The organism is Bosea sp. F3-2, from assembly GCF_008253865.1.
Classification (GTDB): domain Bacteria; phylum Pseudomonadota; class Alphaproteobacteria; order Rhizobiales; family Beijerinckiaceae; genus Allobosea.
On record NZ_CP042331.1, the window covers coordinates 1,025,042 to 1,051,023 of the forward strand.

A 25,982-nucleotide genomic window follows, 5' to 3' on the forward strand; every position below is an offset into this window, starting at 1 on the left:
AAGGTCGGCCGCGGTCATCTGCTCCAGCTCGTGAAGGACGGGGTTCTCGAGGACCATTACAGAATGGTCAGCGATGAGGAGCTCGACTCGCTCATGCGCACCCGGAAGCTGCGGATCGAGAAGGATCACTTCTCTCTCGCGCAGCAACTGCTCACGGCCCGGGGCGACGATTCCGATCTCAGCGACCTCAGGGAGGAGGAACTTCGGACGATCGCCTGGAAGGTCGAATGGTGCACCCGGTTCGAAGGGGCGCATCGCGACGGCCGATTCTCGCGAACGCCGCGAGATTTCGGGAACTTCATCGAATGGAACAAGGATTCGATCCATCGATGGTACATCGGCAAGTTCGGCGCCGCCCGCCCCCTCGGGCGTGAATTCAAGGGAGAGGAGCGCAAGACGTTCGACTTTCCCAGCCCCACGACACTGCGCAACTGGCTCGACCGCTTCGCGGCGGCGGGCCATCGACGGCAGGCCTTTCGGCCACGCTACGACGAATGCGGGAACAGGCATCAGCTAGACCCCCGCGCCTTGAAGGTCGTCGAACGGAACGTTCTCCGCTATGCGAGCCGGGCCAAGCCCACCATTGCGGACATTTACGAAGCGGTCGAAGCCGATATCGACGAGCTGAACCGCAGCCGGCCGGAAGATCCTCGGGTCTACGTGAGCGAGCGGGCGATACGACGCCGAATACGGAAGCTCGACCCGCTCTTCGTCGACCTGGGCCGCATGGGGCCCGACCGCGCTCGGAAGAAATATACGCCCGTCGGCGACGGTCTTGGCGAGCTGGCCCGGATGGAGCGCGTCGAGATGGACGACTGGGACATGGATCTCCATGCCGTCATTCACCACAAGCACGCGCGATACTATGTCACCGACCGGGCGCTGGCGAAGGCGAAGAGTCTGCGAAAGCAGAAAGTCACCGTGCGATGCACCGTGACCGCCGCGATCGACGTCGCCACGAAATGTATCGTGGGGCTGGGCGTGAGCCCATTCGCTCCCTCGACCGCGGGCTCAAAGTCCGCGCTGCGCACCATCGTCGCCGACAAGAGCTTGCTGGCAAAGTTTTCCGGGGCCACGGAGAACTGGCCCATGCTGGCCCGACCGAGGGAGATAGCGACCGACGGCGGCCCGGCATTCCAGGGCGACTTCCACCAAAGCGTCGTCGACCTTGGGATCATCCATCGCATCGGCAACGGCGATCCGCGGTCCAGGGGCACGATCGAATCCTTCTTCAGGACTTTCAAGCGCTTCTGCCGCATGTTTACGGGACAGGCCTTCTCGAACGTCGTCGAGCGGGGAGATTATCCCGCCGAACTCTTGGCCAGCCTTGTGGTCGAGGACCTCGATCGACTGCTCACCCGCTTCATCGTCGACAGCTATCATCATCGCCCGCACAGCGGTCTCGGCGGACAGCGTCCCTACGAAGCCTGGGACAAGGCGACCAACGATCTCGATCCGCCGCCGGATCATATCCAGCGGCAAATCGCCTTCGGCATTCCGTTGCACGACAGAGCCATTTCGGCGGCAGGCGTCCGCTACCTCCACGTGGACTACAAGCATCCGAAGATGGGCGTCCTCCATGGCCTCGTCGGTCGCGGCCGATTGACCGCGGTTGTCGATCCTCACGATATGGGTGCGATCCACGTCCTCGTAAGGGAGGACCATCGGTGCCATTTTTCCGGCGACGGCCACTACCTGACGTTCACGGCCGAGGGCTTCGAGGGCACCAGCGTCGCCCAGCATCTCAGTTCGAACCGGATATTGCGGGACTTCGAGCGCCAGCAGAATGAGCTGGGGAAGCCGTTTCGCCTCGGCGCTTTTCGGGCAATCCGAAAGGAGGCGGAGGAGCTGCGGATCAGGGCTGGCGTTCCCTCGGAAGAACTCGATGCGAAGGTGTTTCGGAAATTCGTTCGCGAGATCGAGGTCAGGGGCGGACTTGCCGCCGAACCGCGAATGCGGCCGACGGGCGCACCGATGAACGGAGACGACGGAACCTCCGGGATCGGCACCCTCGTCGTCGCCGTCTCCCCCGAACCAAAGGCAGCGCCTTCTCCCCATCCATCTTCCCCGAAGGCATCGCTGCCCGGTAGGTCGATCAATCTCTATGATGACGAGGAAGACGCATGAGCCAGGACACCCGGACTGGGAGACCCGGTCGCCTCGCTGCGGCGGATCCATTCACTGACGACGCCGCGTACTTCGACATGATGCGGTCGCGGATGCCGGAACGCGACCAGCGCATCATGGCTCGGCTCGAAAAGGTCAAGTCCGTCTACGTCGAGTGCGGCCGGGACAAGGCGTTGCGCGATGCGTTCGATACCTTCACGCGAAATCTTGTGCCCGGAGCCAGCGGGGGCTGGCGACGGTCAGGTTGAGGGGTGGACCAGTATCACCATTCGGGAGCGTCTGACCGGCGAGCAATGAAGGATCGCAGGCCAGAACGATGCGGCTCCTCCTGATCGAAATCAATGAATCCGCGCGCGGTCAACAATCTAATTTCGGCTAAATAATTAGGCACATCACGGCATTTGGCAGCGACATAGTCCGCGTTTATCTGGAGGCTAGGTGATATCCCCTTATTGTCAAACTCACTCTCATCGACCATCCACCCAAATAACTCGCGAGTCATTCTTGGTAAGCGAGCAATTTCGTCAATGAAACGGTCAAGTACTGATTGCGCCTCCTCTCGGTCGTTAAACAACCCGGAAACATCCTCATGGGAGGCGAAGGCGGATGCGTCAGATCGTCCAACGTTGGGATTGGCTTCAATGAAGTCGAGCATGCTCGTCTTGAAACTACCGTCTGGCAGCTCGGGCTCCAATTCGATCACGATGCGTCGCTGCTCATCGGAGAGCTTACGGTGGACAGCCTGTAGGTCCGGAAGCGAAAGGTCCATGATGTCGCGGCACAACTCGGTGATGCCCACGATGTCATCGTTCTCGTTGAATTTATACTTTGCAGTCAAAGTGGTGTCGAGCGAATAACTTCCCTGCCGTTGGCCAATTATCAAAACCTTGAATCGATCGTAAGAGACCGCATCGATCGGCGATATTTTACTCAAAGTGCCATTAATCTTAGATGAACCGGCTTGTGAGGTAACTTGATAAGCGATTTTTGCACCAATGCTCTTGTCACCCAAATCTAATCCAGGCGTATTCACTCTTTCCTTATTCAGATTTTGAAGATTGTATCCATAGACTAAATTGAGAATTTCCTTGAAAAAATCTTCAAGAACTCGATTAAGATCCATCTGATTGAGCTTGCATCGTTGACGCACTTGGCTCGCGATTGCATCAAGGTCATCGATGATCTGTCCGACGAAGTAGCCCCGACTCGACATTTCCACCCCCAAGCGTTGGAAGCGCCTTCTACTTCGCCGCAGAAGAGAGTTCCAGCACGTCCGCACCAACTTTTAGGCACACCCCCCGCGAGCACTCCCAGTGCGGAACTTTGCGTCCGTTTAGAACAAAACTTTGGGTCGGAAGGGGCCTATTTGGGGGTGTTTTGGAACAAAACTTTGGGTCGGGCCTCAGTTTCTGAAAACGAAGGCATAGTGTTGCCTCGATTTCAGGATGAGTTCCGCAATCACTAAAAGCGCCCGGTTACGGCCGGGCGCTTTTCAATAGGGCCAACGGGCCTTGATCAGTCCCCATCAGCCGCGAAACGTGTGCGCTGAGAGCGGATTTTTGGCTGCGTCCTGCACGCGTTGGTCGAATCCGCTGAAGCCGATCCGCACCTCTCCACTGCGCCGCTGCTGGCGAACGAGCAGTATCCCCGCGCGGGTCGATGGCGAGGCTAGGCAGACAATCGACGAGATGCCCGAGCTGCCGGGAGCGATGACGATCAAAATAGGAACACCAGACCTCGGGAACCGGCGCTCCTTCCTCAGCCTGGCGCAGGATGAAGGCGATCTGCGCCTTAAGTGAACTTCGACTTCTTCATGCCGAAAACTCCGTCCGCAGCCCGTGCTGCTAAACTTGAATTTTCCAGATCTGAACGGTCCAGGAAACCGAAGGCACGTCACTATCGAGGGCAGTGCTCGGCCTGGCCGGCGGCCATGATCGGCTTGCGGCAGGTGACGAGCTCGCGGAGCGTGTTATCCGTTTCCGCGGCAGGGCGGGGCTCGCGGGAAGTTCAGCTTCGGCGAAGGCCAGAAGCAGGCAAGCGTCGCGGACAGCAATCTTGGCCATCGCGCGGCACTTGCGCGCATGTTCAGCGCCGGCCAGCGCGGTTCACCGGCCCGCCCCTGTTCATCGGTGTGCCGGGACGCACGCCAACGCCGGCGGCGCCCACGCCGGGCGTGACCACCGCGCGGCGAGCGACGGGCGCCACAGGACGCGCAATGCAGCCTTTCGGGATGCCAACCGTCTTGCAGTACACCACCGCCTCGGCGGGCTGGATCGGAGCCATGACCAGAAAGCCTGAGAGAATTGCTGAACCAGACAGGATCGACAGTTTCGCTTTCATGGGGCGTCTCCCTTGCTTGCTCGGAGTTGGTCGTCCCGAGTGATTTGGCATTCGACTGCTCTCGCGTGATTCTGAATCGAACGGTCATTGCGCAATGATCTTCATCGGCAGGCCAAGGATCTGAACGGGGACTGATACGATTGCCTCTAGTGAGCCGCCCAGCGCTTCCTGTGCGGCACCGGTGCCAGGCCGCCGGTGGACGCCATGCGCCAACGTGCTCTCCAATTGAGGTGCTATTTCAGCGAGCTGGGCGAACTTGTCGTGATTGGTCGAATCCGTGGCCTTGACGTCCGACAGATCGATCACGACTGCGCCCAGCTCCGCGAGTTCGGCCGTGTGGCTCTCAGCGCCCAGACGCTCCTGGCCGCCGGCGATGAAGCGCGACGCGCCCAGCGCCTTATCGTCCTTCGATAAGACGATGTAGAACGGCTTCCTCGGCTTTCCGAAACGACGCATTTGCGACTTGAACACATCGACGTCGATATCGGGCGCGGCCAGCACGAGGTTGCCAAGCTTGCCGATCGGCGGCAGATCGCCGGAGATCTTGATCTGCCGCAGCGCCTCGACCGTGACCCAGTTGCCCATCGAATGCGCCAGAATGTTCACCTGCTCGGCGTCGCTCGCAAAGATCAGGCGAATGGTGCGTTCGAGGTCGTCGCGCGCCGTCGTCGCGCTGTTGGTGTCGTAAACATACTGCGTCAGCTCGCCGCGCGACGCCCAGGTGAACAGCACCGGCACGGCGGGCGATTTGGCGTCGTGGACCAGCTGGGCGAAGCGATAGAGCCCCTCGGCGAACATCGTGTTGTAGCCGTGGATGAACAGCAACACCTTGCGGCTGCCGCGGGGGCGCGTCGCAAGCTGGGCATTGAGCGCCCTGACGAAGGCCTTCTCCCCTTCGAGATAGCCGGCCTGACGAACGACGAAATCGGTCTTGGGATCACCGGGCGCGGTCGAGGCCCACTCGATCTCGCCGGGCTTGTGCCTGGCAGGCACCGACACCTCGATCCTGGCGAAATCGAGCGGGCTTGCGCGCTCGCCGTCGAAGAATGTCCCCGGCGGTTCGTCCCGCTTGCGCGTCGTCGCGACCAGCATCGTGTGGGCGGCCGCTCCGGCCTCGATCCCAGCACCCGGGGCGAGGAACCCTGTCTCGGGGCGCGCGGCGCAGGCGCCAGAGAGCGACGCCGCCGCGAGCGCTGCGACAGCCGACAGGCGACGCGCCAGGGACACAAGGGCTGCGGGTGTGCCTCGGATGCAGACGCAGTCTTGTGCGTCCATGAGCGAGATCGTCACCATCAGTCAGTTCCGGAAACATTCGATACGCGTTACGAGCCAGACCATGAAGATGGTGCCGTCGAGTTGGCCCTTGCTCACGGCTGCCGCCGACGCTGTGGCGGTGCGGTGGAGGTGTCGCCTTGGTACATCTGCAGGCACACAAGCAGATCGACGTAGCTCGGCGAGCCGACGAGTTGGGCGCTCGCAGTGCAGGTTTCCCGGTGGGTCGCGGCTGTGCCGCTCCAAATCGCCTGAAGCTGACGCTCTGCATTCGCCTCGTCCCGTATGCAGGCTTGAACCGGATCGCGATCCTCCGGAGTCAGTGGCTGCGCCGTCCTGCAACTCGTCGTGATGTCGAAACGAGGAAGCTGCTGTGCCACGGCGGCGAAGCCGCAGAAGGCCCCGAGCGATAGCGCATAAACCAGGGAAAGGGCCTTCATGAGAGCCTCCTAACGATTAAGGTCTAGTATCGCTTCGAGTTCGGCCACGAGATACCGCACCAGGTCTCGATACTCGGCACATCGCGCCTGCTTCACCGGCGAGGACGAGTGCTGCCATTGCGCCAGCGCCGCGTCTGCCTCGGCGAGATCCGAGCAAAGCGCCCGGAAATCTTCGTCCCTTCTGGCAAGCCCCTCGATGGCATGCCCTCGGTCCGGGAAGTGGGCGATGGCGACCGAAATGGTTTGTGCCATGATGGGACCGGGTGCGTGCGGGAAACGGCGCAGTGCGCGGTCGCACAACTGTCAGCCTTGATCCATATCAAGTATTGTGGAAGTATCTTACTGTAGGGTACTGCGGTCAAAGCGCTCTCTGACGTTATGGTAGGGGCAGACCCATGCTTGGCGGCAGTGACAGCGCGGTCGGTGAGGTGCTGCCGGGATCGCAGCCTTCGGCAGATGATGTACGTGCCGAACTCGAACGGCTCTGCGCGAGCCCCGAACTCGACATTCCGGCCCGAGCCCGCAGGTTCCTGCGCTATATTGTCGAAGAGACACTTGCCGGTCACGCGGATCGCATCAAGGCCTATACGGTCGGAATTGAGGTTTTTGAGCGCGATCCGAGCTTCGACGCGCAGAGCGATCCGGTCGTACGGATCGAGGCAGGCAGGCTGCGCCGGGCACTGGAGCGCTATTACCTCGTCGTCGGCCTCTCGGACCCGGTCATCATCTCGATCCCGAAAGGCGGATACGTGCCGCGCTTCGAACGGCGTAACGTGCCGGTCGTAGACCGTTCCACTCCGGCCAGGCCTGCCGAGAGGCCGGTCGTCGCGCCGCCTCCGTGGCGGTGGTCACGCTGGCTCGTCACAGGCACGGCTGTATTCGTCGCCGCTCTCGCCGGTATGGTCCTGTGGCACACCTTGCCTGACGTCTCGAAGTCCGCAATCCCGGCATCGGCGGCGCCTACCCTCATCGTCATGCCGTTTGCAAACCTCGGCGAGCTTCCGGAAGCGAAGGTCTATGCCGACGGGTTGACCGAGGAAATCGTGAGCCAGCTTGCCCGCTTCAGGGAGCTGATCGTCCTGGGACGGGAGACATCGCGGAGCATCCCGCCGGGCGCCGATACCGCCCGTATCCGCCGGGAACTCGGTGTCCGATACGTGCTTGAGGGAAGCGTCCGGACCGCGACAAACCACCTGCGCGTGACGGGCCGCCTACTCGACGCGCAAACGGGGGCGGTGCTGTGGTCCCACACTTACGACGATGATTTGCGGGTCCGTGACCTGTTCACCATCCAGGACGATGTCGCGCAGAAAGTTGCAACCGCCGTGGCGCAGCCCTACGGCATCATCTTCCGAGCCGATGAAAGACGCACTGCCCCAAGCCCGCCTGACGACCTCCGTGACTATGCCTGCACCGTGCAGTTCTACACGTACCGGACAGCGCTCTCAGCGGAAAGCCATGCAGCGATCCGGACCTGCCTCGAACGAGCGATCGGTGCTCACCCGAGCTACGCCACCGCCTGGGCGATGCTGTCAATCTTGTACCTCGACGAGGACCGATTTGGGTTCAATCCGAAGGTCGGCTCTCCCACAGCAATCCAGCGTTCCATCGAGGCCGCACACCGGGCGATCCGGCTCGACCCGGAGAACGTGCGAGCGCTCCAGGCCCTGATGATGGCGCTGTTTTTTGCCCAGAAGCCGGCCGAGGCGCTCGAGGTCGGTGAACGCGCGATTGCATTGAACCCGAACGACACCGAACTGCTCGCGGAGTTCGGCAGCCGCCTGGGCCAGGCCGGTGCCTGGGAGCGTGGCACCGCACTCCTGGAGCAGGCTCTTGCCCGCAATCCCGGGCACTCCGATTTCTACAACGGGTCGCTGGCTCATCACGCCTACATGCAACGCGACTACCGACGCGCCGAAGCCCTCATCCGGCAGGTCAGCTTGGAGAAGTTTCCACTCTACCATTTCGTCGCAGCGATTATTTACGCTCAGCTCGGCATGAAGCCGGAGGCGGCCGAAGCACGAGATCAGTTTCTCCGGATGCGTCCAAAATTCTTCGACAACTGGGATCAGGAGGCGGCCAAGCGCAACTACCGCCCGGAAGACACCATCCATCTCGCCCAGGGCGCGCGCAAGGCGGGCTTTCCCGTACCCAACAGAACGGCGGCGGAAGCGGCCCTCGAGGCGGGTATCCCTCAGCGCTGAACGCGCTCAACCACCCCAGCATACAGGATGTTACAGGCCATCCCACTCGGCCTTTGCTAGACGGAGACAGGTGGTCGTGCCGTTACCGCGTCCCTGCGGATGGAAAAGTGAAGGGCGAGACCATTGGCACAAAACCGGAGGCGTCGATCGTGAGTCTACGTACAGCCCTAGCCGCAGCGTGCCTGCTGGTTCCCATGGCGATCCCGCTCGGAGCATCTGCCCAGACGCTCAGCTTCGCCGAAGCCTACGACCGGATCGCAAAGTCATGCGGCTCGGACATCGACAAGTATTGCTCGAAGGTCTCGCTTGGGGGCGGCGCTATCAAGGCTTGCCTGGATCGCAACCAGGCGAAGCTTTCGGCGGGGTGCAAGTCAGCCTCGGCCGAGACGTTCCAGTCCCTCGCGAAGCGAGCCATCGCGCAGGCTACCGCTGTCAAGGTCTGCGAACGCGATGTCGGCGAATACTGCCGCGGCGTGCAACCCCATGACGGCTACCAGCTACAGTGCCTGCTGACCGCGTCGAAGGTCGTCAGCAGTGCCTGCAAGCAAGTCATCGTCGATGCCGGTTGGAACTGACAGGACAATGCATCCCATGAAGCCCATCGCCCTCGTCTTCTCCGCCGCGATCGCCCTCGCTTCCGCAAGCTCGGCCTTGCGCGCCCAAGCGCGGCTCAACGATAGCCAGCTGATCGAGACGCTGAACGTCCTCGATCAGTCTAAATCGATCGACGTCGCAGCGCTCCGGCGCCAGGCTGTCGACAGCGTCGCCGCCAATCGCGGGCCGAATGCTTCCCTGCGCGAGCCTCTATCGCAGGAACTGGACAATCTCTCGCAGTTCACTGTCGAGATTCTGTTCCGGACCGGCTCGGCGGTGATCCGCCCAGCATCCTTCCGGACTATCGGCGTCATTGCCGACTCCCTCCACCACCCGAGCTTGCGGGAGTACAAGTTCCTGATCGTCGGCCACACCGACGCGGTTGGCGACCGGAAGTCCAACCTGACGCTCAGCCAGAATCGGGCCGACGCGGTTCGCGAGGCGCTGGTCACGACGTTCGGGATCTCCCCGACCCGGATTGTCGCGGTTGGTCTCGGCGAGGAGCAGTTGCAGGACCGGAAAAACCCTGACGCGGCGGTCAACCGCCGTGTCCAGATCGTGAATGTGGGCCGGTTCCGCTAGGCGGGCCGGGACCTGATAGCCGGGAGGCAGACCAGGACTGGTCAACCCGGCGTGGTTTCATGGAGGTGAGCGCGGGGACCGTATGCGACATCGTATGATTGCCATGCCGTCCCACGACCCAGCGGACGGGGGAAGCCTGACCGAGATGGACGAGCGCGGTCTTCTTGCATCAGAACGGGGAGTTAGCCATGCAGTGCTTCAAAGTCTCTACCGCGATCGGCGCCCTGGTCGTTGGCGCATCGCTCGGTTCGCCTGCCGCCTTGTTGGCGCAAGACACCGGAATCCTGGACCGGGCCTCGGCAGAGCGGGTTTCGCAGAAGCCGGGCTATTCTCCCTATGCCGGTCGCAATTTTCCGACGCGACCGTTCTTTGGCGACACCCATCTGCATACGGCCTTCTCGATGGATGCCGGCGCCTTCGGCGCGCGGCTCGGACCGAAGGAAGCCTATCGCTTCGCCCGCGGCGAGGAGATTACGGCGTCGGCCGGCGAGCGGGCCAAGCTGTCCCGTCCGCTGGACTTCCTCGTCGTGGCCGATCACTCGGACGGGATGGGTTTCTTTCCACTGCTTGTGGGCGGCGATCCCGTGATCATGGCGAGCCAGCAAGGCAAGAAGTGGCACGACATGATCGATGGCGGCCAGGGCGCGGCGGCTGCGATCGACATCATCACGAATTTCGGCAAAGGCACGATCGATAAAGGGATCATGCCGTTGCCTGGAACCCGCACATTTCAATCGGCTTGGCAGCAGACGATCAAGGCAGCCGAGGAGGCCAACACTCCCGGTCAGTTCACGGCCTTCATCGGCTATGAATGGACCTCGAACACCGGCGGGAACAACCTGCATCGCAACGTTATCTTCCGCGACAATGCTGCGCGCGCCAGTCAGGTCGAGCCCTATACGACGCAGGCACCTCTGGGCAGCGACAATCCTCGCGAACTCTGGAAGTGGATGACCGGCTACGAGGCGAAGACCGGCGGCAGCGTTCTGGCGATTGCGCATAACGGCAATCTCAGCAACGGGCGGATGTTCCCGCTGATCGAATCCTTCACCGGCAAGCCGGTGGACAAGGAGTATGTCGAGCAGCGGGAGCGATGGGAGCGCCTGTACGAAACGACCCAGACCAAGGGCACTGGCGAAGCCCATCCCTTCCTTTCGCCCAATGACGAATTCGCCAATTTCGAAATCTGGGACAAAGGCAACCTCGACGGCAGCGCCGCCAAAACGAAGGACATGCTCGAATTCGAATATGCCCGCTCTGCGCTGAAGAACGGCCTTTTGCTGGAACAGCAACTTGGCACGAACCCCTACAAGTTCGGTCTGATTGGCAGTTCCGACGCCCATACCGGGCTCTCGGCGATGGAGGAGGACAACTTCTTCGGCAAGACGACGCCGCAGGAGCCGAGCCCAGAACGGATGACCAAGACCTTCTTCGACAATCCGCAGACGGGTGTCAAAGTCATGGACTGGGAGGTCTCGGCCTCGGGCTATGCCGCGGTCTGGGCCCAGGAGAACACGCGCGAATCCCTCTGGGACGCGATGCAGCGCAAGGAGACCTATGCGACGACCGGGCCGCGCATGGTCGTGCGTTTCTTCGGCGGCTGGGAGTTCGACGAGAACGACGCGCGTAACCGGCTGCCGGCCCATGTCGGCTATGCCAAGGGCGTACCGATGGGCGGCGACCTGAAGGGCGCGCTTGCCGGCAAGGTGCCGACCTTCCTCGTGGCCGGGCTCAAGGATGCGATCGGCGCCAACCTCGACCGGATCCAGATCATCAAGGGCTGGCTCGGCAAGGATGGAAAGCCACAGGAGAAGGTCTTTGACGTCGTATGGTCCGGCGATCGCAAGCCCGGCCCTGATGGCAAGGTGCCTTCGGTCGGCAGCACCGTGGATATCGCTAACGCGAGCTGGACGAACACGATCGGTGCGCCGGAGCTGATCGCGACGTGGAAGGACCCCGATTTTGATCCGACCCTGCGTGCCTTTTACTATGCGCGCGTGCTTGAGATCCCGACGCCACGCTGGACTGCCTATGACGCCAAGCGCTTCGGCACGAAGCCGCTTCCCGGCACGCAGATGACGATCACCGAGCGCGCCTACACCTCGCCGATCTGGTACACGCCGTGACCCGGTCGCCGCAACGTGCAGGATATCTGATTCCGGTGGCCGCTTTCGCCGCCGGGACCATGGCTGCGTCCGCTTGCGGGTTCGAGGACCCCAAGGGAGCCGATGCTGCGCGCGGCGCGCTCAACTGGATCTACCCGGAAGCGCTGCACGTGACATCCGCAGTCTGGAGGGCCCAGCTTGAGGGCACCATCCTGCGTGACGAGCGGCCGGAAGCAGCCAAAGCCCTCCTGGGTTATCGCAAGGCGGCGGCCGATCTCGCCAAGCTGCGCGACAGGCTCGTCTTGGCGATGGACGGGGAGGCTGTGCCCAGCCTTTCCATCTTGCTGATCGGGCCCATGCTCTGGACCCGGTTTGCGCCCGCGCAGGACGGGATGAGCATGGTCACGCATGTCCACGGAGCGCAGACATCCGACATCGTCATCGTGACGGACGAGCCCGTCGTCGCCGCGCTGGTTTCAGGACGGATCACGCCGCTCGCGGCACGACAGCACGGCTTGCTGCGACTCTATGGTCCTCCGGAAGGCCGAAGCCGGATTTCAGCCTGGCTTGATCGCCTATCCGCGCCAATGACGGCCAAGGCCAGTCGCGATGACAATTGATCCACTCGCAAGGCAATTCCCGATCGCGGCCAGCTAGGGTGCGGTCGCGCTGACGCCATCCAACCTCAAGATCCGAGTTCTGCGATGATCGGACGTCTGCTCAAAGAACCGCTGGCACATTTCCTGGTTCTCGCGCTGGCGATCTTCGCGCTCTATGGGGCTCTCAAGCGGAACAACGAGCCACGGGCCGACGAGATCGTCGTGACCGGGGCCAAGATCGAACAGCTTTCTGGCCTCTTCGCCAAGACATGGCAGCGCCCACCGTCCGCGAGTGAGATCAAGGGCCTTATCGACGATCATGTGAAGGAGGAGATCCTCTACCGTGAAGCGCTCGCGCTTGGGCTCGACAAGGATGACACGGTGATCCGCCGCCGCCTGCGCCTGAAGATGGAGTTTCTCAGCCAGGCGCAAGCCGAAGCGGCGACGCCGAGCGAAGCGGAATTGGAGGCCTTTCTCAAGGCGAACCCCGATCGGTTCCGGATCGACCCGACGCTGGCCTTTCGTCAGGTCTTCCTGAGCCCCGAGCGTCGTGGCGAAATGATCGAGCAGGACGTCGCGTCTGTGCTCGAAGTTCTGCGCGCGAAGCCCGATACAGATCCCGCGACGCTGGGCGACCCGACCATCCTGCCGCCCGAACTGCCGTCGACGCGGAAGTCCTCGATAGGCCAGATTTTTGGCAGGGCCTTCGCCGAGGCCGTCGCCACGACGCCGTCCGGAGCATGGGTTGGGCCGCTCAAGTCGAGCTACGGGCTCCATGTTGTTCAAGTCGACGAAAGCAAGCCGGGCAGGCCTCCCACCCTCGCAGAGGTTCGCGACAATGTCGCACAGGAATGGGCGAACGAAAGGCGGCGGCAAGCGGAGGAGGCGCAACTCGCCGAGCGGCTGAAGCGCTACCGGGTGAGGATTGAGACGCAAGCGGATAACGCAGCCCCGACGGGGCGAAGCCCGTGATCCGCCTGCTCTCTGCTCTGGTCTGTCTTTGGCAAATCCTGTCGGCCGCACCGGCGCGTGCGCATGAATTGCGCCCGGCCTATCTCGACATCCGTGAGACAGCAGCCGGCGACTTTGCCATCGTCTGGAAAACGCCCGCGCTGGGTGAGATGAGGCTCGGGCTCTATGTTCGCTTGCCGGAGACGTGCAGTTCGAAGGGGGAAGCGGTCAACTCCTTCGAGGCGGGCGCCTATTTCGAGCGCTGGACAGCACGCTGCCCTGGGGGCCTGAAAGGCCGCAGCCTAACAATCGACGGCCTGCGCACGAGCCTGACCGACGTGTTGGTGCGCCTGGCCAATGCCGATGGCTCGACCCAGGTCGCGCGCCTGACGCCCGAGACTCCGAGCCTTGCCGTCACCACGTCGCAGACCATGTTCGAGGTGGCGAAAACCTATTTCCTGCTCGGCGTCGAACATATCCTCCTCGGCTTCGACCATCTGCTATTCGTGCTGGCGCTGATGCTCCTCATCCGCGATCGCTGGATGCTGCTGACGACAATCACGGCCTTTACGCTCGCCCACAGCATCACGTTGGCGGGCGCGGCGCTCGGTTATCTCAGCCTGCCGCAAAAGCCAGTCGAGGCGACGATCGCGCTCAGCATTGCCTTCGTCGCCAGCGAACTCGCCCGGTCCAGACCGGGCCAGCGGCGCACCTCGGAGACCTATCCCTGGCTTGTTGCGTTCGCCTTCGGGCTGCTGCACGGCTTTGGCTTCGCCGGTGCATTGAAGGAGACCGGCTTGCCCCAGACGGACGTTCCGATGGCGCTGGTGACCTTCAACCTCGGCGTCGAAGCAGGGCAATTGCTGTTCGTCGCGGTCGTTCTCATCGTAGCGAAGGCCGCGACCGCGCTGGTCGCCCTCCCGATCAGGCCCACACGCATCGCGGCCGCCTACCTCGTCGGCACTGTCTCGATGGTTTGGCTCGTTGCGCGTATCGATAGCTTCTGGAGCTGACAGATGCGCTCCTTCATTCCAGGGCTCACGCCTTCGGCGGACATTCTGCCCTCAAAAGAACCGCTCGACGAGGTTGTGCGCACTAAAGCAGATCGGATCCTTGCGATTGCGTTGCGACGGAATGTTCGCCCACAGCGAATGACCCACAGCAGACCTTGGCGAAGGTTGAGGCCATGACTAGGCAAATAGCAATCGCCCATAAAAATCCCCTAGACGTTTCTAGTAGCGAAGCCTGCGCCCCTAAAAGCGCCGGATTTTTTTTATGATCAAGCGGCGTGTCAAAGAATCAAAATGAGGAAGAGCTATGTCTTAATTTGCGTAACCGAGGACGTTTACTCGATTCTACTTCGCAATTATTTCAATCATTTAACCTGCCGACTGCGGCAACCCTATGCCAGCCTCTTCAAACGTTCTGAAAACGAAGGCATAACGTTTCCTCGATTTCACAAAAAGTTCCGCAATTGACGAAGGCGCCCCGCTCATTGCCGGGCGCCTTCAAATTTGAGCCCACGCGCAAACACGGCTCCTTCTCGACGTTTCAGGCAGCTGAGCTTGAGGCCTCGAATGAATCGGTTTCTCGCCATCACATATTCACCATGTACGGCTGGCGAAGCCGACGCATGTTGAAAGCACCAAAGCAGTGCTTTATATTGAGCCTATGATTTCCAAACTCCAGAGCACCATGCTGCTCAACCTGTCGCCCTCGCAGGAGGATCTTGCGGCGCTTCAGGCGACGCTCAACGCATATCGGGCTGCCTTAGGCATTCTCGAAGGCACCAGCGGCGCTAACCTCGTCGCGTTGCACGAGGAGGCCTACGAGGAGATCCGCGCCAAGACCGGTCTGCCTTCGCGCATGGCGACCCTGGCCCTGCGCGACCACAGCCGACGTACCGCCGGCGCGCCCGTCGACGATATCCCGCTCGACTCGAAGCTCTTCTCAATCAAAGGCCCCGACAGCCTGAGCATCGCGACCACAGGCGGGCGTGTCGTCGTTCCCTACTCCGTGGGCGGCTATAGCAACGGCTGGGACGATTTTTCAGAAGCCCGGCTTTGCTTCAGCAGCTCTTCCATCAGCATCCTCGTCGGCGTGCAGGCCGGCCTCCATCCGCAAAAGGAGACCACCATGTCCAATGAAGGTATCTTGGCCCGTCTCGGACGCGTGATCGCCGGCGTCGTCAATACAGCGGTCGATGCAGCCGAGGGTGCTAATCCGGTCGCCGTCGCACAGCAGGCCGTTCGCGAGATTGGAAAGATCTCTGAGGAGGCCCGGGGGGCGCTCGGCGTCGCATTGGCTGCCGGCCATCGATTGAAAGCCAAGGCTGATGATCTCGATGCCGAAATCCGCGACCTTGACGACAAGATCAGGACTGGCCTCGAAAAGGGACGGGACGATCTGGCTCGTGCCGCAACCGGCGTGCAGATCGACCTGGAAGCCCAGCGAACGGCGCTCGCCAAGGCCATCAACGAGAACGCTCACGAGATCGGCGAGGCGGAAGCGACCCTGCGCAGCATCGCATCGGCTCGCACCGACGCGATGAAGCGGCTGGAGGATGCCAAGCGCGCCGAGCGCGCAGTACCTGCCACAGCGACACCGTCCCAGCGTAACGACCAGCGCCTTGCAGCTGCTCTCGAAGCAGTCGAGCGGGTGACAGGCGTCCCGGCAAAGCCAGTTCAGGGCGCAGCCGAGGTAGAGGAGCTCGGGCGGATCCAGCGCGAGGATGCGATCGAGGCACGCCTCAAGGCCTTCCGCGAGGGGCAGCGCTGATGACTTCCGTCATCCAGCCGGGCACCGGGCCCTTCTGGCTGGCGCTGATGGTCGTCGCCGGACTCGGCGTGGTCGAGCTCGTCTCGGTCCTACTCGGGGCTTCTGCCTCTGGCATTCTCGACGACGGCCTGGGGCATCACGGACCAGATGGACACGAGGCCGGCCTTCTCGGCGGGTGGATGTCCTGGCTGAACGCCGGCGGCGTGCCGATCCTGGTACTCGCGGTCATCCTGCTCTCGACCTTCGCCGCCTTCGGGTTTGCCATCCAGGCTCTTGCGGCCGGTTTGGCCGGCCCACTTCCCGTCGTCGTCGCCGTGCCAGCTGCGCTAGCCGCAGGCGTCCCGGCAACACGATGGCTCAGCCGGGCGATTGCCCGGATCATCCCCCGCGACGAGACCGCCGCGGTTAGCCAGGTCGACTTCATCGGTCTTGTTGGCACGGTCACGATCGGTCCGCTCGACCAAGGCAATCCCGGATCGGTCCGCGTCAAGGATCGGCACGACAACATCCATGTCCTGAGGGCGAATGCCGCGCCAGGCCATGTCATCGAAACCGGCGCGATCGTCATCGTCGCCGACGGCTCTGATGGCCTCTTCCAGGCCATTCCCGCGCCACCCGAACTTCAGCAACGCTGAGACCAACAGGGGCTGACAATGGACTTCTTCTCATTGGGTATCATCGCCGCCGTCATCGTCACGGCAATCGTCGTCATCGGCGTCATCATGACGTCGCTCTACACCCGGGCAACCGGGACAAGGCCTATGTCCGGACCGGCCTAGGCGGCAAAAAGGTCGTGCTCGACGGCGGCTCTGTCATCCTGCCGATCTTCCATTCCTATTCCTGGGTCTCGCTCAGCACGCTCAGGCTCGAGGTCAAGCGCGCCGAGAACGAGTCGCTGATCACCAAGGACCGCATGCGAGCGGACATCACCGCCGAGTTCTATGTCCGCGTGAAGCCGGACGCCGACAACATCGCGCTCGCTGCCCAGACGCTCGGTGACCGCACCAACGATGCCGATGCCCTCAAGGCGCTGGTCGAGGCCAAGTTCGTCGACGGACTGCGCTCGGTCGCCGCGACCATGTCCCTGCGTGACCTGCAAGAGCAGCGTGCCGAGTTCGTAAAGTCGGTCCAGGCCGCGGTCGCGCATGACTTGCAGTCGAATGGCCTCGAACTGGAATCGGTCTCGTTGACGCGCCTCGACCAGACCGACATCAAGCATTTCAACCCCAACAACACCTTCGATGCCGAGGGCTTGACCGCGCTCACGAAGATCACCGAGGAGCGCAAGCGCGAGCGCAACCAGATCGTCCGCGACAACGAGGTCGAGATCGCGACCAAGGATCGCGAGGCCACGCTGAAGCGCCTCACCATCGAGCGCGAGCAGCGCGACGCCGAGCTGACGCAGGAACGGGACATCGCCAACAAGACAGCGGAGACTCGCGCCGAGGCCGCCAAGGCCGAGCAGCTCGCGCGGCTTTCCGAGGAGACCGCCCGTCTGGAAACCGAGCGCGGCATCGCCGAACGGGATGCCGAGGCGCGCCAGGCACGTGAGTCCGCGCGCATCGCGGCCGAGCGCGGCATCGCAGAGCGAGAGGCTGAGGCACGGAAGATCACCGAGACGGCCCGCATCGATGCTGCCATCACCGTCGCCCAGAAGACCGAAGAGGAAGCGGCTGCCCGCGCCAAGGCTGACGCCGCCAAGGCGAGCGCAATCACCGCCGAGGAGCAGGTGACCACGGCCCGCGAGGTTGAGATCGCCGAGCGCGCCAAGCGCATTGCCGTGATCGCGGCTCGCCAAGAAGCCGAGCAGCAAGCAACCGCCATCACCGTCAAGGCCGAGGCGGAGCGTCAGGCTGCCGAGGACCTCGCCGCGGCAACAAAGATTCAGGCAGAGGCCGAGGCAGAAGCCGCCAAGGTCCGCGCCGTCGGCGTGATCGAGCTCGGCGAAGCCCAGGCGCGTGCCGAGCGGGCCAAGAACGAGGCGCGAAACGCACTGTCCTCGACCATCATCGACTTCGAGCTGGCGAAGGCCCGCGTCGACATCGTGCCGCTGGCGCTGGCCGAAGCCATGAAGCCGATCGAAAAGATTTCGGACATCCGCATCTTCAGCACAGGTGCTGTTCCTGGCCTCAACGGCAGCGCTGGTGAAGGCAACGGCAATGCACTGGACGACCTATCCGGCCAGTTGCTGAAGTTCACCGCCCAGAAGCCGATCGTCGACGAGATCCTGAGCCAGGCCGGCTTCACGGGCGCCGACCCAACGCAGGCGCTTCTCGGAGCATCCCTGCATACAGCGGCAAAGAGTGTGACCAAGCCGAACGGCGCCGGGACGGCATCGGACCAGAAATAAAGTGCGTGCCCCATCTCACCGGGCCGCTCCGCAACTGGCGGCGGCCCACGAGCGAAGAGCGACATCATCGTACTGAGGAAGATTTATGCCTGCCATTGCGGAAATCCAAAGGTGCTAATGACGAAAGCGCGCAAGGCAATTTCAAAGACTTAGTCGGCGGCCTGCGGCAATATTATGCCAGCCTCTTCAAATGTTTCTGAAAAGAGAGGCATAATGTTGCCTCGATTTTAGAAAAAGTTCCGCAATCTGACCTGCGCCGCCCGGCCACCAAGCCGGGCGGCGCTTTGCTTTTCAGCCGATCAAGACGCGAGCACTTGGAATCGTTGGCTCTTCCAACGGGCCGGAACGCGACGCGTCAGCCGGCATCTGTCAGGCCGGAACTAAATGTGCAGGTCGGAGAGGACGACGAGCTTCATCACTGACTCGTGGATGTCAGATACTCTGATCAACAAGAGCGGCAACGGGACATGAAGAACCGAGCGGTGGCGAACAACAGCATCCTCGCAATGGTGAAAAACCGCCTCGGCGACAACCTTCGTCAGCTCAATCACAAGATTCCCGAGGAGGACGCTGTTAGGTTGGCTCGATACCTGCTCGAGGACCTGGATACCGCCGGCTTGCGGCTCGTTCCAGCAGAGCCGACGCGAGATATGGTCACCGCATCGATGACCGCCATGCGCAAGCGCCGCAAACGTGAAGGCAGGGTTGCCGAGAGGCTTAAGCATGCGTGGAGGCTGGCCGGATCAGGTCTTCGGCCGTTGGTAGTGAGAGATTCCGGACCTGGCCCACTCCCGACGTCTCGAAGGTCCGGTTTCAGGCGCTTTGCTTCGGTCCCCCGACTCCAGACCAATCTCCTGCAGCTCCCGCTAGGAACGCGTTCATAAGGGTCGCCAAGCAGCGGCTGGCCAGCTCGTTTTGATCTGAATCAACGCACAGCTCCACCAGGATGGTAGCGTTTTCTAGCGATGATTTTTGAGGTCATCAGCCTAGGCTTGGCGGGTTTGGGCGGAACTGCGGAAAGTTGCAAGGCGGCCCCCGTCAAGGGACAGATGCGGAAGGAGTATGGCTATGTCCAACACCACCTTCCAGGCTGGCCAAAGGGTGGTCGAAGCAGCACCTCTGCGCTTGCCCATTGCGGTATTGGGCGCGACTCTGGCCGCCTTCGCCTTGGTTTCATTCTTGCTTTGCATGCTCTTGGGCCTGATCGCCCCGGACTGGGGGCTCCATAAGCCATGGTTGCAGTTCTATCTCGGTTTGACGGGGTTTGATCTGCGAAGCTTGCTGCTCGGAGCTATTCAAAGCGTCGTCTTTGGCGGCTATACTGGTGTGACGACCGCCTCCCTGTTCAACGTGTTCAATCGCTGGTTCGGTTGAAGGGAACAGAAGCGCCGCATGACCGGGATCCGTCATCTGACTCGCAGTGTGAGGGCCTTGCTGGCGGTGCTGGTCGCAATGGCGCTACTCGTCGCGCCGATGCCGGTCGCACAGGCTGCTCCTTGCGAGGGTCATGTCGGTCAACCGCATGAACATCGGGACCATCGGCATCCGCCCGCGCTGGAGCATTCCAGTCCAACAGCGAAGTTCCAGTCTCAATCGGTCCCGGAACACAAGACCGCCGATTCCAAGAACTGCTGCGGCACAATGTGCAGTGTCCACCTTGTGATAGTTAGCAAGGAGGATACCGCGGTTCTCGAGCACCTAACGGCGCATGCTCGGCTTGAATGGGGCAATCAGGCCGGTACCGGTATTGTCTTCCCGCCGATACTCGGTCCTCCCCGTTTCCCGGTCTGAGAGAGTCGGACCGCCGCAATCGACGGCGATCCGGCCAGGGGCTCGTAACCACGCGGCCCTGATCGGACACATCGGCTTCGCCGATAGGGATACCAGGACTGAAAGCCATGAACCGTCGTGAATTTCTTTACGGCTCGATGGCCGGCTCCGTTGGGCTCGGCACGTCAGCCACCGCTTTTCCGATCCGCGGCTGGGCGCAACCCTTAAGCGCTCCCGGATCCTCCGAGACGCCTGCGCCCCGGCGTCTCGCCATCGTGAATCGGACGATCGACGTCAACGGCAAGGCGGCGCGGGTCTTTGGCCTCGTGCAACCGGACGGAACGTCCGGTCTCACGCTCGATGCGGGAGGGAATTTCGACATCGCCTTGGCCAACGGCATCGCCGAGCCGACGCTGATCCACTGGCACGGCCTGGCCCCGCCATGGGCCATGGACGGCGTGCCAGAGAACCCGGCAGCGCTTCTGCGCCCCTCCGACGAACGGCGCTACACCTTCCCAGTCGGGAGGGGGGGCACGCATTGGATGCACGCCCACACCCTCCAGGAGCAGAACCTGCTGGCGGCGCCTCTGATCGTGCGCAGCGCCGAAGAAGCGAAGCGGGACGAGCAGGAGGTCGTGATCCTTCTGCACGACTTCTCCTTCACTCCAGCGGGGGAGCTATTGGCGAAGCTAAAGGGCAGCGCGCAGGCGACCGGTGGAATGCCCATGAACCACGGCGCCATGGGGCATGGCGAGATGACGGGACGCATGAGCCAACCGATGTCCTCCGGCGCCGTGCCGCAAGCAATGCGGGGACACCCGATGGGTCCAGGCATGGCTGGGATGGACCTCAACGACATCGACTATGATGCCTATCTTGCCAATGACCGGACCCTCAACGACCCGCAGGTCGTCACGGTCGAGAAGGGCGGGCGGGTCCGCCTGCGCATCATCAACGGCGCGACGGCGACGGCCTTCACCATCGACTGTGGCGCCCTGCCCGGGGAACTGATTGCTGTCGACGGACGAGAGGTTCAGGCGGTCTCCGGTCATTCCTTCCCGATCTCGATGGGCCAGCGCCTCGACATCCGGCTGACGCTGCCAATTGAGGGCGGGACCCATCCGATCCTGGCGCTGCGGGAAGGGGCGGTGGAGCGGGCGGGCATCATTCTGGCGAGCGCCGGAGCGCCGATCCGCCGGATCGCCGCGACGGGAGAGGCCAAGGGGCCGATCGTCGGGCTCGATCTGGAGCAGCGACTGCGTTCCCTAACGCCGCCGCAGGCGCGACCGATCGATCGCCGTTTCGCACTGACTCTGACCGGGACCATGGCGGGCTACCAGTGGGGGATCGAGGCCGGCGAGGCGATCAAGATCAAGCGCGGCGAGCGGGTCGAGATCGCGCTGGTCAACATGTCTAAGATGGCGCACCCGATGCACCTGCACGGGCATCATTTCCAGGTGACCGCAATCAACGGCGCGCCGATCAACGGGGCAGTTCGGGATACGGTGCTGGTGCCGCCGATGGCGCGCGTGAGTATCGCGTTCGATGCGGACAATCCCGGGCGCTGGCCGCTCCACTGCCATCACCTCTACCACATGGCCACGGGCATGATGGCGTACGTCGCCTATTTGTCGTGAGCGGGGGAGAGCACCATGACCGTACGGCCAAGCGTCGTCGTCAAGCTCTCTCAGGAGGCTCTACGCGCTAAGAAGCGCGCCCGAGACGCTGAGGTAGCGACCCTCACTGCTGCGCTACCGGCATCCGTGACGGGCCTGGCGATCAGGGAGCTCGGCCTGCATTCGACTCAGCCGGTCTCGAAGACTTCCTGCTTTGGACGCACAGAACCCGAGTTCTGGCGGAGGAGATTGTCGGCGACTGGTACGTCATGGGGCCCGGAAATCCATTCCGGGTGCAGGACGAACGTTTCGTCGGCAGCATTACCGATAATGGTCCAGGCCGGACGGCGTATGCGCGACTCCGACCGGGAGCGGGGCTTCGACAATACCTACGCGGGGGCCCTGCAACCTCACAACGACAGGCCAGTCCGCGACGGGCAGGCCGTTTCAGCATGACTGAAGGGAGAGGGACGATGATGACAATTCGCAATCTGATGTTCGCTGGGGCTCTGATGTTCGCCGTGGCACCGGCGCTTGCCGAGGACGCGCATCATCCGCCGCAGGGCCAAGCCTCCGCCCCTGCCGCCACACCTCAAGCCCCAGCGGCCACGCCGGGCATGGCCGGCGGCGGCATGAGGGACATGATGGGCGCCGGGCCGATGGGAATGATGCGCGGCAACGCCATGGGCATGATGGGCCTTATGATGGCACCGGAGCGCATCGAGGGGCGTATCGCCTTCCTGAGGGCCGAGCTTAAGATCACTGACGCACAACAGCCGTTGTGGAACAGCTTCGCCGAGGCTCTCCGCTCCAATGCGCGCGATATGATGGGCGGGATGCAGCAAATGATGGCATCCATGCAAGGCGGGACGGCGCCCAATTTGATGCAGCGCCTGGATGGTCACGAGCGCATGGTCGTTGCCCACCTCGAGGCTCTTCGCCGGATGAAGGCCGCGCTCAACCCGCTCTATGGCGCGCTTGACGACACGCAAAAGCGGACCGCAGACCAGCTTCTCATGCCTGGAGCGATGGGGCCGATGTGACCGGTCGTTGGAGGCGGCTCGGCCGAGTGCGCCTCCGCCATCGCGAAGATCAGGGAGTATGCCATGTCGATGCATCATGGCGCGGATCATACGCCGCAAGCCAAGAACGATAATTCGGGCGGTGCCTTTGAACAGTCGCGGCCAAGTTTTTGGCGATCGAGGGGCGGCTGGATCGCTATCGGATTCCTAGCGATCGCCGCCTTTTTGCTGTTCTCCGAGCATCGTGCTCATGCGCTCGGGTATCTCCCGCTTCTTCTGCTGCTCGCATGCCCCCTGATGCACTTGTTCATGCATCATGGACGCGACAATCACAGCGGCCATGGCCATTCGAGCCCGAGCTCCGAAGCAGCCCACTCCAATCCAACCAGGGAGCGGAGAAATGCGTGAGACCTCCGCTTACGGCCTCTGGAGTCTCGTGATCATCAATTCCGCGGTGTTCATCCTGTTCGCCGCGAGCTTCACCAGGCTCAAGACCAAACGCGATTGGCGCTCGCTTGGGGCCTTCTCAGCCTTCATCGTCGCGCTTTTCACCGAGATGTACGGCTTCCCGCTGACGATCTATCTCCTGTCGGGATGGCTTGGACGGCAGTTTCCGGGCGTCGACTTCTGGTCGCATGACGCCGGCCACCTGCTGGAGGCGATGTTCGGCCGGCGCGTCCACCCACATTTCGGCCCGTTCCACATTTTGAGCAACATCTTGATCTTCGGCGGCTTCTGGCTGCTGATCGCTAGTTGGCACCGTCTTTACCCCGCCCAGCGAGACCATCGCCTCGCAACCGATGGGCCCTACGATTACGTCCGTCATCCGCAGTATCTGGGCTTCATCATCATCATGGTCGGCTTCCTGCTACAGTGGCCGACGCTGGTGACGCTCGCCATGTTCCCAATACTGGTCTGGGTCTACGTGCGCTTGGCCAGGAAAGAGGAGGCCGCCTCCCGGGCGGAGTTCGGCGAAGCGTGGGACGCTTACGCCAACGCTGTCCCGGGCTTCATTCCCAAGTTCGGGCGCGGGCCTTCTACAACGGTTCCGCCGCAAGGAGGTCCCACCCGTGGCTGAGCAACTCAACGGTCAGTCTCCGAGCCATGCTCATCATGGCGGTCGCGCGCATCAGGGCCACACTTCCGATGGTGGGACGGATCAGGGGTATGTAGGTCATGCCAAGATGGTCGCGGCAGCGGGATCGAGCCATTCGGAGCACGCTGGTCATGGCGGGCACGATCACGCGGCAATGGTGGCGGACTTTCGGCGCCGCTTCTGGGTCACACTGACCCTGACACCGCCCGTCCTGCTGCTTTCTCCGATGATCCAGCACTGGCTGGGTCTAACTGAGGCATTGACGTTCCCGGGGGATCGCTTCGTGCTCTTCGGGCTTTCGACTTTCGCCTACCTCTATGGCGGCTGGCCCTTCTTGACAGGTTTCACCTCCGAGCTGCGCAAGGGCCAGCCCGGCATGATGACGCTGATCGCTCTCGCGATATCGGCCGCCTATGTCTTCTCGGCGGCCGTCACCTTCGGGTTTCCGGGAGAGGCCTTCTATTGGGAGCTGGTGACCCTCATCGTCATCATGCTGCTCGGACATTGGGTCGAGATGCGTTCGGTCATGGGCGCCTCGCGCGCCCTCGAGGAGTTGGTCCGGCTCTTGCCGGACAGTGCGACACGGATAGGCATCGATGGCACTGCGCATGAGGTGCCGATCTCCGAGCTCAAACCCGGCGATCACGTCATCGTCCGCCCCGGCGCCAAGGTCCCCGTCGATGGCGAGATCATCGAGGGAGCGTCCGGCTTCAACGAAGCAATGCTGACGGGCGAGTCGCGGCCCGTCTCCAAGACGGTCGGCGCAACTGCGATCGGCGGCGCGATCAACGGCGCCAATGCGGTGACCATCAAGGTGACGGCAACCGGGGACTCGACCTATCTCGCCCAGGTCATTGACCTCGTGAAGAAGGCCCAGGCGACCCGCTCGCACACTCAGGACGTTGCCAACCGGGCGGCGGCATGGCTTATCTATATCGCCCTTATCGTTGGCTTCGGCACGCTGCTCGTCTGGTGGATTGCACTCGATGCCCCGCTTGAGTTCGCGCTCGAACGTATGGTGACGGTGATGGTCGTGGCCTGTCCGCATGCGCTCGGACTCGCCGTTCCGCTGGTCGTGGCGGTAAGCACCTCTCTTAGCGCGAGCAATGGCTTACTGATCCGCGACCGCGCCGCCTTCGAGCGCGCGCGCAATCTCAACGCTGTCGTCTTCGACAAGACCGGTACGCTGACCGAAGGGCGTTTTGGCGTCAGCGACATCGTGCTGCTGGGCGGTGGTGACGAGGACGAGGAATTGGCCTTCGCTGCAGCCGCCGAGAGCCAGTCGGAACACCCGATTGCTCATGGCATCGTCGCCGAAGCAAAGCGTCGCCACATGACGGTTCCGAAGGCGAGCGGAGTCAGCAATATCACCGGCGAAGGGATTGCCGCGAAGGTCGACGGCGAGGACGTACGAATCCTCAGCCCAGGTCATCTGGCTCGACAGGGCAAGCCGATCAGCCATCCGCGGCTCAAGGAGCTGGAGACCCAGGGCAAGACCGTGGTCGTGCTCGTCCGCGATGGCGAACCGCGCGCGCTCTTTGCCCTGGCTGACATCGTACGGCCGGAATCTCGGGCAGCGATCGCGGAGCTTTCTCGCCTTGGCATCAAGTCGGTGATGCTGACGGGCGACGCCAAGGGTGTTGCCGAGACAGTGTCGAGGGAGCTCGGCATGGCCGAATTCTTCGCCGAGGTCTTGCCAGATCAGAAGTCGGACAAGATCAAGGAGCTTCAGGCACGCGGTCTTGCCGTTGCCATGGTCGGGGACGGCGTGAACGACGCTCCTGCTCTCGTGCAGGCCGATCTCGGCGTGGCGATTGGCGCAGGCACGGATGTGGCTGTGGAATCGGCCGACGTCATCTTGGTCAAGAGTGATCCTCGCGACGTCGGCGCGATCCTCGGCCTTTCACGCGCCACCTATCGCAAGATGGTGCAGAATCTCATTTGGGCGACCGCCTACAACACTGTGGCAATTCCGATGGCGGCCGGGATCACCTTTGGCACAGGCTTCCTCATGACCCCGGCCGTTGCTGCTGCCTTCATGTCGGCCAGCACCGTGATCGTCGCGATCAACGCGCAGTTCCTGCGCTTCTACAGGCGCCACGCATGAGCCCGACTGACAAGGCAGACACGGCGATC

At 62.6% G+C, this 25,982-nt stretch carries 23 protein-coding genes and 1 pseudogene; 18 read left to right on the plus strand and 6 right to left on the minus strand.

Annotated elements, in window-relative coordinates:
* The first annotated feature begins 63 nt into the window (after positions 1 to 63).
* Positions 64 to 2,127 (plus strand): transposase family protein, encoded by a 2,064-nt coding sequence (locus FQV39_RS04670; protein ID WP_149129244.1) that lies wholly within the window; start codon positions 64 to 66, stop codon positions 2,125 to 2,127.
* Positions 2,124 to 2,375 carry a hypothetical protein gene (locus tag FQV39_RS04675; RefSeq protein WP_149129245.1) on the plus strand — a complete coding sequence of 84 codons (252 nt, stop codon included), beginning with the start codon at positions 2,124 to 2,126 and terminating at the stop codon, positions 2,373 to 2,375. The genes FQV39_RS04670 and FQV39_RS04675 overlap by 4 nt, the downstream gene beginning before the upstream one ends.
* 14 nt (positions 2,376 to 2,389) lie before the next feature.
* On the opposite strand, the gene FQV39_RS04680 is transcribed toward FQV39_RS04675, so the two are convergent.
* The 5 genes from FQV39_RS04680 to FQV39_RS04700 form a co-directional block, all read right to left on the minus strand.
* The gene (locus FQV39_RS04680; RefSeq protein WP_149129246.1) at positions 2,390 to 3,340 is read right to left on the minus strand and encodes an SMEK domain-containing protein; all 951 of its coding nucleotides are present in this window, start codon (positions 3,338 to 3,340) and stop codon (positions 2,390 to 2,392) included.
* 872 nt (positions 3,341 to 4,212) lie between these two features.
* The gene (locus FQV39_RS04685) at positions 4,213 to 4,467 is read right to left on the minus strand and encodes a hypothetical protein (protein ID WP_149129247.1); all 255 of its coding nucleotides are present in this window, start codon (positions 4,465 to 4,467) and stop codon (positions 4,213 to 4,215) included.
* A gap of 84 nt (positions 4,468 to 4,551) precedes the next feature.
* Positions 4,552 to 5,760, minus strand: a complete 1,209-nt coding sequence (locus tag FQV39_RS04690; protein ID WP_248313247.1) for an alpha/beta hydrolase — start codon at positions 5,758 to 5,760, stop codon at positions 4,552 to 4,554.
* Between the two features lie 74 nt (positions 5,761 to 5,834).
* Entirely contained in the window at positions 5,835 to 6,179 is a 345-nt protein-coding gene (locus tag FQV39_RS04695; RefSeq protein WP_149129248.1) for a hypothetical protein, read from the minus strand.
* A gap of 9 nt (positions 6,180 to 6,188) precedes the next feature.
* Positions 6,189 to 6,431: a hypothetical protein gene (locus tag FQV39_RS04700; protein ID WP_149129249.1), complete on the minus strand. Its 243-nt coding sequence runs from the start codon at positions 6,429 to 6,431 to the stop codon at positions 6,189 to 6,191.
* Between the two features lie 143 nt (positions 6,432 to 6,574).
* Here FQV39_RS04700 and FQV39_RS04705 point away from each other — a divergent pair, with 143 nt between their 5' ends.
* The 10 genes and pseudogenes from FQV39_RS04705 to FQV39_RS04755 all read left to right on the plus strand — a co-directional run bounded on the left by FQV39_RS04705 (position 6,575) and on the right by FQV39_RS04755 (position 18,342).
* Positions 6,575 to 8,383 carry an adenylate cyclase gene (locus FQV39_RS04705; RefSeq protein WP_149129250.1) on the plus strand — a complete coding sequence of 603 codons (1,809 nt, stop codon included), beginning with the start codon at positions 6,575 to 6,577 and terminating at the stop codon, positions 8,381 to 8,383.
* A 107-nt stretch (positions 8,384 to 8,490) separates the two neighbouring features.
* Complete coding sequence (locus tag FQV39_RS04710; RefSeq protein WP_149129251.1) at positions 8,491 to 8,958, plus strand: cysteine rich repeat-containing protein; 468 nt, start codon at positions 8,491 to 8,493, stop codon at positions 8,956 to 8,958.
* Positions 8,959 to 8,974: 16 nt separating this feature from the next.
* Positions 8,975 to 9,559: an OmpA family protein gene (locus FQV39_RS04715; protein ID WP_149129252.1), complete on the plus strand. Its 585-nt coding sequence runs from the start codon at positions 8,975 to 8,977 to the stop codon at positions 9,557 to 9,559.
* Between the two features lie 188 nt (positions 9,560 to 9,747).
* Positions 9,748 to 11,685, plus strand: a complete 1,938-nt coding sequence (locus FQV39_RS04720; protein ID WP_149129253.1) for a DUF3604 domain-containing protein — start codon at positions 9,748 to 9,750, stop codon at positions 11,683 to 11,685.
* 35 nt (positions 11,686 to 11,720) lie between these two features.
* Complete coding sequence (locus FQV39_RS04725; protein ID WP_149129254.1) at positions 11,721 to 12,284, plus strand: hypothetical protein; 564 nt, start codon at positions 11,721 to 11,723, stop codon at positions 12,282 to 12,284.
* Positions 12,285 to 12,368: 84 nt separating this feature from the next.
* Positions 12,369 to 13,235, plus strand: a complete 867-nt coding sequence (locus FQV39_RS04730) for a peptidyl-prolyl cis-trans isomerase (RefSeq protein WP_149129255.1) — start codon at positions 12,369 to 12,371, stop codon at positions 13,233 to 13,235.
* A complete protein-coding gene (locus tag FQV39_RS04735) occupies positions 13,235 to 14,227 on the plus strand; it encodes a HupE/UreJ family protein (RefSeq protein ID WP_472840673.1) in 993 nt (330 codons plus the stop codon). The genes FQV39_RS04730 and FQV39_RS04735 overlap by 1 nt, the downstream gene beginning before the upstream one ends.
* A gap of 682 nt (positions 14,228 to 14,909) precedes the next feature.
* Entirely contained in the window at positions 14,910 to 15,992 is a 1,083-nt protein-coding gene (locus FQV39_RS04745) for a PspA/IM30 family protein (protein WP_149129256.1), read from the plus strand.
* Positions 15,992 to 16,627 (plus strand): OB-fold-containig protein, encoded by a 636-nt coding sequence (locus FQV39_RS04750; protein WP_149129257.1) that lies wholly within the window; start codon positions 15,992 to 15,994, stop codon positions 16,625 to 16,627. Before FQV39_RS04745 ends, FQV39_RS04750 begins: the two co-directional genes overlap by 1 nt.
* A gap of 18 nt (positions 16,628 to 16,645) precedes the next feature.
* A pseudogene (locus FQV39_RS04755) lies at positions 16,646 to 18,342 on the plus strand (flotillin family protein).
* A 380-nt stretch (positions 18,343 to 18,722) separates the two neighbouring features.
* Here the strand turns inward: FQV39_RS04755 and FQV39_RS04760 are convergent.
* Entirely contained in the window at positions 18,723 to 19,067 is a 345-nt protein-coding gene (locus FQV39_RS04760) for a hypothetical protein (RefSeq protein ID WP_149129258.1), read from the minus strand.
* 343 nt (positions 19,068 to 19,410) lie between these two features.
* On the opposite strand from FQV39_RS04760, the gene FQV39_RS04765 reads away from it, so the two are divergent.
* The 6 genes from FQV39_RS04765 to FQV39_RS04790 all read left to right on the plus strand — a co-directional run bounded on the left by FQV39_RS04765 (position 19,411) and on the right by FQV39_RS04790 (position 25,953).
* A complete protein-coding gene (locus tag FQV39_RS04765) occupies positions 19,411 to 19,716 on the plus strand; it encodes a hypothetical protein (protein ID WP_149129259.1) in 306 nt (101 codons plus the stop codon).
* Positions 19,717 to 20,240: 524 nt separating this feature from the next.
* Positions 20,241 to 21,749 carry a multicopper oxidase family protein gene (locus FQV39_RS04770; protein WP_149129260.1) on the plus strand — a complete coding sequence of 503 codons (1,509 nt, stop codon included), beginning with the start codon at positions 20,241 to 20,243 and terminating at the stop codon, positions 21,747 to 21,749.
* 491 nt (positions 21,750 to 22,240) lie between these two features.
* A complete protein-coding gene (locus FQV39_RS04775; protein WP_349238580.1) occupies positions 22,241 to 22,771 on the plus strand; it encodes a Spy/CpxP family protein refolding chaperone in 531 nt (176 codons plus the stop codon).
* 69 nt (positions 22,772 to 22,840) lie between these two features.
* Positions 22,841 to 23,158 (plus strand): DUF2933 domain-containing protein, encoded by a 318-nt coding sequence (locus FQV39_RS04780; protein ID WP_472840674.1) that lies wholly within the window; start codon positions 22,841 to 22,843, stop codon positions 23,156 to 23,158.
* A complete protein-coding gene (locus FQV39_RS04785) occupies positions 23,151 to 23,828 on the plus strand; it encodes a methyltransferase family protein (protein ID WP_149129262.1) in 678 nt (225 codons plus the stop codon). Before FQV39_RS04780 ends, FQV39_RS04785 begins: the two co-directional genes overlap by 8 nt.
* Positions 23,821 to 25,953: a heavy metal translocating P-type ATPase gene (locus tag FQV39_RS04790; protein WP_248313248.1), complete on the plus strand. Its 2,133-nt coding sequence runs from the start codon at positions 23,821 to 23,823 to the stop codon at positions 25,951 to 25,953. The genes FQV39_RS04785 and FQV39_RS04790 overlap by 8 nt, the downstream gene beginning before the upstream one ends.
* Positions 25,954 to 25,982: the final 29 nt, after the last annotated feature.